The sequence below is a fragment of the Micromonospora sp. B006 genome (genome assembly GCF_003408515.1).
Lineage (GTDB): Bacteria > Actinomycetota > Actinomycetes > Mycobacteriales > Micromonosporaceae > Micromonospora > Micromonospora echinospora_A.
The window spans coordinates 3270280-3281538 of the sequence record NZ_CP030865.1 but is presented as its reverse complement, the minus strand read 5'-3'; the positions used below and the strand labels follow the sequence as shown (position 1 = coordinate 3281538).

Genomic DNA, 11259 nt, shown 5'->3' with positions numbered 1-11259 from the left:
CGAGATGTCATGGCGGACGAAGATCGGCTGCGCGAATACCTGACGCGCGTCGTCGCCGAGCTGCAGCAGACCCGCCAACGGCTGCGCGAGGTCACCGCCGAGGAGTCCGAGCCGGTGGCGATCGTGGCGATGAGCTGCCGCTACCCGGGCGGCATCAGCTCGCCGGAGGAGCTCTGGGAGTTCGTCTCGTCCGGCGGGGACGCCATCGGCGACTTTCCCACCGACCGCGGCTGGGACCTGGACCGGCTCTACCACGCCGACCCGGACAACGCCGGCACCTCGTACACCACCGCCGGCGGTTTCCTGCGCGACGCGGGGCAGTTCGACGCCGCGCTCTTCGGCATCTCGCCGCGTGAGGCGGTCGCCATGGACCCGCAGCAGCGGCTGCTGCTGGAGGTCACCTGGGAGCTGTTCGAACGCGCCGGCATCGCCCCGCTGTCGCTGCGTGGCAGCCGCTCCGGCGTCTTCGTGGGCACCTCCGGGCAGGACTACGCCGCCGTGCTGCACCGGGCGCCCGGCGTCGAGGGGTACGTGCTGACCGGCACCGCCGCCAGTGTCGTGTCCGGTCGGCTGGCGTACACGTTCGGCCTCGAAGGCCCGTCGGTCACCGTCGACACCGCCTGCTCGTCGGCGTCGGTCGCCATCCATCTCGCCTGCCAGGCGCTGCGCCAGCGCGAGTGCGGCCTCGCCCTGGCCGGCGGCGCGACCGTGCTGGCCACCCCCGGCCCGTTCGTCGAGTTCTCCCGGCAGCGGGGCCTCGCCGCCGACGGCCGGTGCAAGTCGTTCGCCGCGTCCGCCGACGGCACCGGCTGGTCCGAGGGCGTCGGCATGCTGCTGCTGGAACGGCTCAGCGACGCCCGCCGCAACGGCCACCCCGTGCTCGGCGTCATCCGCAGCTCGGCGGTCAACTCCGACGGCGCGTCGAACGGCCTCACCGCCCCCAACGGCCCCTCCCAGCAGCGGGTCATCCGGCAGGCCCTGGCCGGCGCGAAGCTCACCCCCGACCTGGTCGACGTGGTGGAGGCGCACGGCACCGGCACCACCCTCGGCGACCCGATCGAGGCTCAGGCGCTGCTCGCCACGTACGGCCGGGAGCGGGGCGACGCCGCGCCGCTGCTGCTCGGCTCGATCAAGTCCAACATCGGGCACACCCAGGCCGCCGCCGGCATCGCCGGTGTGATCAAGATGGTGCAGGCGATGCGGCACGGCGTCGTGCCGGCCACCCTGCACGTCGACGAGCCCACCCCGCACGTGGACTGGGCCGCCGGCGCGGTCACCCTCGTCACCGAGGCCACGCCGTGGCCGGCCGTGGACCGGCCGCGCCGGGCCGCCGTCTCGTCGTTCGGGATGAGCGGCACCAACACCCACCTCATCCTCGAACAGCCCGAACCGGCCGGCATCGAGGCGGACCACCCGGTGCCGCCCGCGCCCGCGCCGGTGCTGCTCACCGGCCGCACCCGTACCGCGCTGCGCCGCCAGGCCGAGCGCTGGTCGGCCTACGTCGCCGACGACGCGCACCTGCGCCCGGCCGACGTCGCCTGGACCTCGGCGGTCTCCCGCTCGCCCCTGGAGCACCGGGCGGTCGTGCTCGCCGACGACCGCGACGGCCTACTCGCCGCGCTGCACGCCCTCGCCGACGACCGGCCCGCCCCCGGGCTGGTCACCGGCGCCGCCGACGACCGCGGCGGGGTCGCCTTCCTGTTCTCCGGCCAGGGCGCCCAGCGCGCCGGCGCCGGCCGGGAACTGTACGAGGCGTACCCGGTCTTCGCGGAGGCGCTCGACGAGGTCTGCGGCCACCTCGACCACCGGCTGCCCCGGCCGCTGAAGCCGCTGCTGTTCGCCGAGCCCGGCACCGCCGAGGCCGACCTGCTCGACCAGACCGTCTTCACCCAGGCCGCGCTGTTCGCCGTCGAGGTGGCGCTGCACCGGCTGCTCGGCTCCTGGGGGCTGGCCCCCGACATGGTCGCCGGGCACTCCGTCGGCGAGCTGACCGCCGCCCACGTGGCCGGCGTGCTCAGCCTCGACGACGCGTGCGCCCTCGTCGCCGCCCGGGGGCGGCTCATGCAGGAGCTGCCCACCGGCGGCGCGATGCTCGCCGTGGCCGCCGACGAGGCCCGGGTCGCCGAGTCGATCGCCGCGCTGACCGGCCGGGTCGCCGTCGCCGCCGTCAACGGCCCCGACGCCGTCGTCGTCTCCGGCGACGCGGCGGCCATCGACGAGCTGGCGGAACTCTGGACCGGCCGGGGGGTGAAGGTGCGGCGGCTGCGGGTCAGCCACGCCTTCCACAGCCCGCTGATGGAGCCGATGCTCGCCGAGTTCGCTGCCGTCGCCGCCCGCCTCGACCTGCGCGCCCCCACTCTGCCGGTGGTGTCCAACGTGACCGGCGAGCTGGCCGACCCGGCGCAGCTCACCGACCCCGGCTACTGGGTGCGCCACGTCCGGGAGGCGGTCCGCTTCGCCGACGGCGTACGCGCTCTGCGCGCCCACGGCGTCGGCACCTTCGTGGAGGTCGGGCCGGACGCCGTGCTCACCGCCAGCGTCCAGGAGACCCTCGCCGGGATCGAGACCGACGCCGCCGCCGACGCCGCCTCCGCCGTGGTGGTGGTGCCGGTGCTGCGCCGGGACCGCCCGGACCGCCGTGCCCTGCTCGCCGCCCTCTCCCAGCTGCACGTCGCCGGCACGACGCCGCACTGGGCGGACGTCCTCGCCGGCCGGCCCGGCCGGCTCGTCGACCTGCCCACCTACCCGTTCGAGCGGCAGCACTACTGGGTGCCGGCCGAGGCGCCCGCCGACGACACCCCGACGGGCGTGGCCGGCGCGCTCGACCGCCGGTTCTGGGCGGCCGTCGAACGCGCCGACCTCGACGCGCTGCGCGACACCCTCGCCGTCACCGACACCGCCGCCGCCGAGTCGCTGCGTACCCTGCTGCCCGTCCTCGCCGACTGGCGGCGGCAGCGGCAGGAACACTCGGTCCTCGACGGCTGGCGGTACCGGGAGGAATGGCAGGTGGCCCCCGAGCCCGCCCCCGCCCGGCTGGCCGGCACCTGGCTGCTGGCGCTGCCCGCCGACGACGCCGACGACCCGGCGGCGCGGGCCGTCCGGGCCGCGCTGACCGGCGCCGGCGCCGACGTGCTGCCGCTGACAGTGGAGCCGGACGCCGACCGGGCCGGCCTCGCGGCGGCCCTCGCCGGCACCGAGCCCGCCGGCGTCGTGTCCCTGCTCGCCGGGGAACCACGCACCGCCGACGGCACCGTCCTGCCCGGCCTGACCGCCACCCTCGCCCTCGTGCAGGCGCTCGGCGACGCCGGCGTGGCAGCGCCGCTGTGGCTGGTCACCGGGGGCGCGGTCGCCGCCGCCTCGTACGACCGGCTCGCCGACCCGGCGCAGGCAGCGATCTGGGGCCTCGGCCGGGTCGTCGGCGTCGAGGCGCCGCACCGCTGGGGCGGCCTGGTCGACCTGCCGTCCGACCCCGACGACCGGGCCGCCTTCCGGCTCGCCGCGATCCTCACCGGCTCGACCGGCGAGGACCAGCTCGCCGTACGCGGCCCCGGCGTCTTCGCCCGCCGCCTCGTCCGCGCCGCCCTCGGCGACCGTCCGCCGGCGCGCCGGTTCACGCCCACCGGCACCGCCCTGGTCACCGGCGGCACCGGCGGGCTCGGCGGGCGCGCCGCCCGCTGGCTCGCCGCCGCCGGAGCCGAGCACGTCGTGCTGGTCAGCCGGCGCGGACCCGACGCCCCCGGCGCCGCCGAGTTGGAGGCCGAGCTGGCCGGCCTCGGGGCCCGGGTCACCGTCGCCGCCTGCGACATCGCCGACCGGGCCGCCCTCGCCGACCTGCTCGACCGGGTCGAGGCCGACGGCCCGCCGGTGCGCACCGTCGTGCACACCGCCGGCGTCGCGCAGTCCACCCCGCTGGCCGAGGTCACCCCCGCCGAGCTGGCCGAGGTGACAGTCGGCAAGACCGCCGGGGCCACCCACCTCGCCGACCTGCTCGCCGACCGGGAGCTGGACGCCTTCGTCGTCTACTCGTCCATCGCCGCCACCTGGGGCAGTGGCGGGCAGGCCGGGTACGCGGCCGGCAACGCCTACCTGGACGCGCTGGTGCGGCGGCGGCGCGCCGACGGCCGGGCCGGCACCGCCATCGCTTGGGGCCCCTGGTCCGACGGCGGCATGCACGCCGCCGACGCCGAGCGGAACCTGCGCCGCCGGGGCCTGCCCGCCATGGACCCGGCCGTCGCCATGGCCGCGTTGCAGCAGGCCCTCGACCACGACGACGTCACAGTGACGGTGGTCGACGTGGACTGGACCCGGTTCGCCCCCGCGTACGCCTCCGCGCGCCGCCGGCCGCTGCTGGAGGGCGTACCGGAGGCGCGGGCCGCCCTCGACGGCGGCGCCGCGGCCGACGACGGCGACGACGGCCCGGCGGCGGCGCTGCGTCGGCGCCTCGCCGCGCTGACCCCGGCCCGCCGCGAGGAGACCGTCGCCGACCTGGTCCGCGAACTCGCCGCCGACGTGCTCGGCCACGACGGCGGGGCTGCCGCCGTGGGCGCGACCACCGCGTTCCGCGACCTCGGCTTCGACTCGCTGACCGCCGTGGAGCTGCGCAACCGGCTCGTCGCCGCCACCGGGCAGGCGCTGCCCACCACCCTGGTCTTCGACCACCCCACCCCGGTGGTGCTGTCCCGCTTCCTGCTCGCCGGCCTCTTCGGCGCCGACGCCGGGGCGGCCCCCGTCGCCGTCCCGGCCGCCGTGGGCGACGACGAGCCGGTGGCCATCGTCGCCATGGCCTGCCGCTACCCCGGCGGCGTCGACGGCCCCGAACGGCTGTGGCGCCTCGTCGCCGACGGCGTCGACGCGATCGGCGACTTCCCGACCGACCGGGGCTGGGACCTCGACCGGCTCTACGACCCCGACCCGGCCAACCCCGGCACCACGTACGCCGACAAGGGCGGCTTCCTGCACGGGGCGGGCGAGTTCGATCCCGGTTTCTTCGGGATCTCGCCGCGCGAGGCGGCGGCGATGGATCCGCAGCAGCGGTTGTTGCTGGAGGTTTCGTGGGAGGCGGTCGAGCGGGCAGGGGTTGAGCCTGGGGTTCTGCGGGGTTCGCGAACAGGGGTGTTCGTGGGCACGAATGGTCAGGACTATGGGGCCCTGCTGATGGCTGCGGGGGAGCAGGCCGAAGGGTTCGGGGCCACGGGCAACGCCGCCAGTGTGGTGTCGGGCCGGGTGGCGTACGCGTTGGGGTTGGAGGGGCCGGCGGTGTCGGTGGACACGGCGTGTTCGTCGTCGCTTGTGGCGTTGCACCTGGCGGTGCAGTCGCTACGGCGTGGCGAGTGCGACCTGGCCCTCGCCGGCGGCGTGACCGTGATGGCGACGCCCGGGCTGTTCGTGGAGTTCTCCCGGCAGCGGGGCCTGGCGGCCGACGGCCGGTGCAAGGCGTTCGCGGCGGCTGCGGACGGGACGGGCTGGGGCGAGGGTGTGGGCGTGCTGCTGGTGGAGCGGCTGTCGGACGCGCGGCGCAACGGGCACCGGGTCCTGGCGGTGGTGCGTGGGTCGGCGGTCAACCAGGACGGCGCCTCGAACGGGCTTACCGCGCCGAACGGCCCGTCGCAGCAGCGGGTGATCCGGCAGGCGCTGGCGTCGGCGCGGCTCTCCGCGGCCGACGTGGACGTGGTCGAGGCGCACGGCACGGGCACGACGCTCGGTGACCCGATCGAGGCGCAGGCCCTGCTGGCGACCTACGGCCAGGGCCGCGAGGGCGGCGAGCCGCTGCTGCTCGGCTCGATCAAGTCCAACATCGGCCACACGCAGGCCGCCTCGGGCGTCGCCGGTGTGATCAAGATGGTGCTGGCGATGCGGGAGGGCGTGGTACCGGCGACGCTGCACGTGGACGAGCCGTCCCCGCACATCGACTGGACCTCCGGCGCGGTGGAACTGGCGACGCAGTCGCGGCCGTGGCCGGTGGTGGACCGGCCGCGCCGGGCGGCGGTGTCGTCGTTCGGCATCTCCGGCACGAACGCGCACGTGATCATCGAGCAGGCCGACGAGCCGGTCGACGCCGCCGCTCCGGTCGGGCACGGCCCGGGCCTGGTTGCCTCGGATGTCGTGGTGTGGCCGGTGTCGGCACGGTCGAAGAGTGCGCTCGCGGGGCAGGCGGCCCGGCTCGCGGACTTCCTGCGCGAGCGCGGCGACGGCGGCGCCGGCCACCTCCGGCGGGCCGCCGGAGCCGTGGTGGACGCGGGGGCGGTGGGTTGGTCTCTCGCCGTCACGAGGTCGGTGTTCGACCAGCGGGCGGCTGTGGTCGGGTCGGGCTTGGAGGAGTTGCTGGCGGGGCTGGATGCTCTGGCGTCGGGGTCGCCGGCTGGGCACGTCGTCGCCGGCACCGCCATGTCCCATGGTGCGGGCGCGGTGTTCGTGTTTCCGGGTCAGGGTGCGCAGTCGGCGCAGATGGCTGCGGGTCTGGTGGGTCGTACGCCGGTGTTCGACGCGCGCTTGGCGGAGTGTCAGCGGGCCCTCGCGCCGTATCTGGACGTGGATCTGGTGTCGGTGTTGACCGGTGACGACGAGTCGTGGCTGGAGCGGGTGGAGGTCGTGCAGCCGGTGCTGTGGGCTGTGGGTATGGCCCTGGCGGCGGTGTGGCAGTACGCGGGTGTGGTTCCGGCTGCGGTGGTTGGTCATTCGCAGGGTGAGATCGGTGCGGCGTGTGTGGCGGGGATCCTCAGCCTGGAGGATGCGGCGAAGGCTGTGGCGTTGCGGTCGCGGGCGCTGACGGTGCTGCGGGGTACCGGGACGATGGCGTCGGTGGACCTGTCTGCTGAGGCGGTGGCTGGGCGGCTCTCGGCGTTCCCGGGTGTCGGGGTGGCGGCGGTCAACGGCCCGTCGACGGTCGTGGTGTCGGGTCCGCCGCAGCCTGTCGCGGATCTGGTGGAGGCGTGTCAGGCCGACGGGGTGCGGGCGCGGTTGATCCCGGTGGACTACGCGTCGCACTCGGCGGCGGTGCAGGAGGTCGCGGAGCAGTTGCGCGCGGACCTGGCCGACGTGAGCCCGCAGCCGGGGCACACTCGGCTCGTCTCGACGTTGACGGGGGACTGGGTCGACCCGTCCTCGATGGACGTCGGCTACTGGTACGACAACCTGCGGCAGACCGTGCAGTTTGACGCCGCCGTGCGCGTCGCTGTCGCCGCCGGGCACACCACGTTCGTGGAGATCTCCCCGCATCCGGTGTTGACGATGCCGGTCACGGCGATCCTGGATGACGTCGGCGTCACCGGGCACACCCTGGGCAGCTTGCGTCGTGGTGACGACGATCCGACGCGGTTGCTGACGAACCTCGCGACCGCCCACACGATCGGCCTGCCCGTCGACCTGACGGCCGTCCTCGCCGAGACCGACGTGGCGGCACTGCCCACCTACGCCTTCGAACGGGGACGCTACTGGCTGGACGCGCCCGCGCACCGCGTACGCGACGTCGGCTCGGCCGGCCTCCAGGACACCGGCCACCCGCTGCTCAGCGCGGCCGTACCCGTCGCAGACGACCGGACGGTGGTGCTGACCGGGCGGCTGTCGGTGCGGACCCACCCGTGGCTGGCCGACCACGCCGTCGGCGGGGCGGTGATCGTCCCGGGCACCGGCGTCGTCGACATGGTGGTCCGGGCCGGCGACGAGGTCGACGCCGGCCAGGTGGGCGACCTGACGCTGATCAACCCGCTGGTGCTCCCCGCGACCGGCGCGGTGCAGGTACAGGTGCGAGTGGGCCCGCCCGCCGACACCGGCGAGCGGAGCGTCACCGTGCACTCCCGCCCCGAAGAGGACGCCGACGCCGAGTGGACCCGGCACGCCGAGGGACTCCTGCTGCCGCAGCTGCCCGCCCCGACCGCCGTACCGGGGCAGTGGCCGCCGGCCGACGCCGTCGAGGTCGACGCCGACCTGGACGCCTGGTACGTGCAGACGGCCGAGGGCGGCCTCGGCTACGGCCCCTCCTTCCGAGGGCTGCGCCGGGTGTGGCGCGGCGACGGCGAGGTCTACGCCGAGGTGGCCCTGCCCGAGGAGGCGAGCGCCGACGCGTCCCGCTTCGGGCTGCACCCGGCCCTGTTCGACGCGGCCCTCCAGGCCAGCGGGGTCACCGCCCTGCTCGGCGACGCGGCGGACACCTCCGGGGCGGGCTGGATGCCGTTCGCCTTCCGCTCGGTCGCCCTGCACGCCCACGGCGCCACCCGGCTGCGGGCGCGGCTGCGCCCGCTCGGCCCGGACACCGTCGCGGTCACGCTCGCCGACACCGCCGGCCAGCCGGTCGCCACCGTCGAGTCGCTGACGTTCCGCCCGGTCGCCGCGGGCCGGGCCGACGAGACCGCCGCCCTGCGCCGCACGTCGGTGTTCCACCTGGACTGGACGCCGCTGACGGACACCGGCGCGGCGGCCGGGGAGGCCCGCTGGGCGCTGCTCGGCGACGACACCCTCGGCCTCGCCGGGGCGCTCGCCGCCGCCGGGCACCCGGTGCGGTCCCACGCCGACCTGGCGGCGCTGGTCGCCGAGATCGGGGAGTCCGGGGACGTACCCGATGTGGTGCTGGACCTGCGCTCCGGCGCGGAGTCGGACCCGCAGCGGGCCGGTGAGGCCGCGCACGACGCGGCCCGCGACGCCCTCGCGCTGGTGCGGCAGTGGTTGGGCGAGCCCCGGCTGGAGCGGTCCCGGCTCGTGCTGCACACCCGGGGCGCCGTCGGCGCGGCCCCGGGCGAGGCCCCGTGCGACCTGGCCCAGGCGAGCCTGTGGGGGCTGGTCCGCTCGGCGCAGTCCGAGCACCCCGGCCGGTTCACGCTGCTCGACACCGACGACGCCGCCGCCTCCCTGGCGGCCGTCCCGGCGGCCGTCGCCTCCGGCGAGCCGCAGCTCGCGCTGCGCGACGGCGCGCCGCTCGTGCCCCGGCTGGCCCGGGCCCGCGACGCCGGTGTGTTGCCGCTGCCCGCCGACGAGGTGCCGTGGCGTCTCGACGTCACCGAGAAGGGCACGCTGGAGAACCTCGCCCTGCTGCCCGGTCCCGAGGCGGGCGGGGAGCTGCCGGCGGGCCACGTCCTGGTCGGGATGCGCGCCTCCGGGCTGAACTTCCGCGACGTGGTGCTGGCCCTCGGCATGGTCCCCGACCAGGAGGTGCTGGGCAACGAGGGCGCCGGCGTGGTGCTCGGCGTGGGGCCGGGCGTCGCCGACCTCGCCCCCGGCGACCGGGTGATGGGCATCTTCTCCGGCTCGTTCGCCTCGGCGGCGGTCACCGACCGCCGGCTGCTCACCCGCATCCCCGACGGCTGGTCCTACACCGACGCCGCCGCCGTGCCCGTGGTCTTCCTGACCGCCTGGTACGGGCTGGTGGAGCTGGCCCGGCTGCGCGCGGGCGAGTCCGTGCTCGTGCACGCGGCGGCCGGCGGCGTGGGCATGGCCGCCGTGCAGATCGCCCGCCACCTCGGCGCGGAGGTCTACGGCACGGCCGGCCCCGGCAAGTGGCCGGCGCTGCGCGACACCGGCTTCGACGACGCGCACCTCGCCTCCTCCCGCAGCCTCGACTTCGCCGACGAGTTCGCCCACCGCACCGGCGGGCGGGGCGTCGACGTGGTGCTCAACGCCCTGCGCGGCGAGTACGTCGACGCGTCGCTGCGGCTGCTCGCCGACGGCGGCCGGTTCGTCGAGATGGGCAAGACCGACAAGCGGGACCCGCGGCGGGTCGCCGCCGACCACCCGGGCGTCAGCTACCAGGTCTTCGATCTCATCGAGGCCGGCCCGGAGAAGATCGGCGCGATGCTGGGCGAGCTGATGGCGCTCTTCGCCGCCGGTGCGCTGCGGCCCCTGCCCCGGCGCACCTGGGACGTCCGGCGCGCCCCCGAGGCGTTCCGCTTCCTCAGCCAGGCCCGGCACGTCGGCAAGCTGGCCCTGAGCATTCCGCAGGCGCCCCGGCTCGACGGCACGGTCCTGGTCTCCGGGGCGACCGGCACCCTCGGCGCGCTGCTCTGCCGGCACCTGGTCACCGCGCACGGCGCCCGGCAGTTGCTGCTGGTCAGCCGGCGCGGCCCGGACGCCGAGGGCGCCGACGAACTGCTCGCCGACCTGAAGGCGCTCGGCGCGGACGTGTCGATCGTCGCCGCCGACCTGGCCGACCCGGACGCCGTGGCGGACGTACTGTCCATGGTTGACCAGCGGCACCCGCTGCGCGCCGTCGTGCACGCCGCCGGCGTCCTCGACGACGCCACCGTCGAGTCCCTCACCCCCGACCGCCTCGCCGCGGTGCTGCGGCCCAAGGTCGACGTGGCGTGGAACCTGCACCGGGCCACCCTCGGCCACGACCTGAGCGCGTTCGTGCTCTTCTCCGCCGCCGCGGGCGTGTTCGGCGGTCCGGGCCAGGGCAACTACGCCGCCGGCAACGCGTTCCTCGACGCCCTGGCGGAGCACCGGCGGGCCCTCGGCCTGCCGGCGGTCGCGCTGGCGTGGGGCCGCTGGGCACAGGCCAGCGGCATGACGGGCCACCTCGACTCGGCCGACATCCGCCGCCTCGACCGGGGCGGCATGGCGGCGCTCTCCGACGCCGAGGGGCTCGCCCTGTTCGACGCTCTCTGGCGCTCGGAGCGGGCGACACTCATGCCCGCGAAGATCGTCACCGGCGTGGCCGCGCCCGGGTCGCCCGTACACCCGCTGCTGACCAACCTGGTCCGCGCCGCCGGCCGCCGGGCCGCGGCCGGCGAGGCCGCCGACGGGCAGGCGTACGCCGAGACGCTGCGCGCCCTGCCCGACGACAAGCGGGTACGCGCCCTGCGCGACCTGGTGCTGGCGCACGTGGCGGTCGTCCTCGGCCACGGCGACCCGGTCGGCATCGAGCCGACCCGCGCGTTCCGGGAACTCGGCTTCGACTCGCTGACCGCCGTGGAGCTGCGCAACCGGCTCGGCGCGGCCACCGGGCTGCGGCTGCCGGCGACGCTGGTCTTCGACAACCCGACGCCCGAGGCGCTCGCCGTCCACCTGGCCGGGCAGTTCGCCCCGGTGAGCCCGGCCGGCGAGCCGTCGGCGGCGGGCCGGGAACTCGACCGGCTGGAGGCGGCGCTCCTCGGGCTGGAACCGGCCGACGACGAGTTCCGCCGGATCACCGACCGGCTGCACGGCCTGCTGGGCCGGCTGACCGAGCGGCAGGCGGACGCGGACGGCGACGACGACCTGGAGTCGGCCACCGCTGAGAACATCTTCGACCTGATCGACCGCGAGCTGGAGACGTCGTGACCACCAGCCGCA

At 76.4% G+C, this 11259-nt stretch carries 1 protein-coding gene; it reads left to right on the top strand.

The window, feature by feature from the left end; all coding sequences use genetic code 11:
* The first annotated feature begins 9 nt into the window (after positions 1–9).
* Positions 10–11247: a type I polyketide synthase gene (locus MicB006_RS15155; RefSeq protein WP_116506930.1), complete on the top strand. Its 11238-nt coding sequence runs from the start codon at positions 10–12 to the stop codon at positions 11245–11247.
* The last annotated feature ends 12 nt before the right edge of the window (positions 11248–11259 follow it).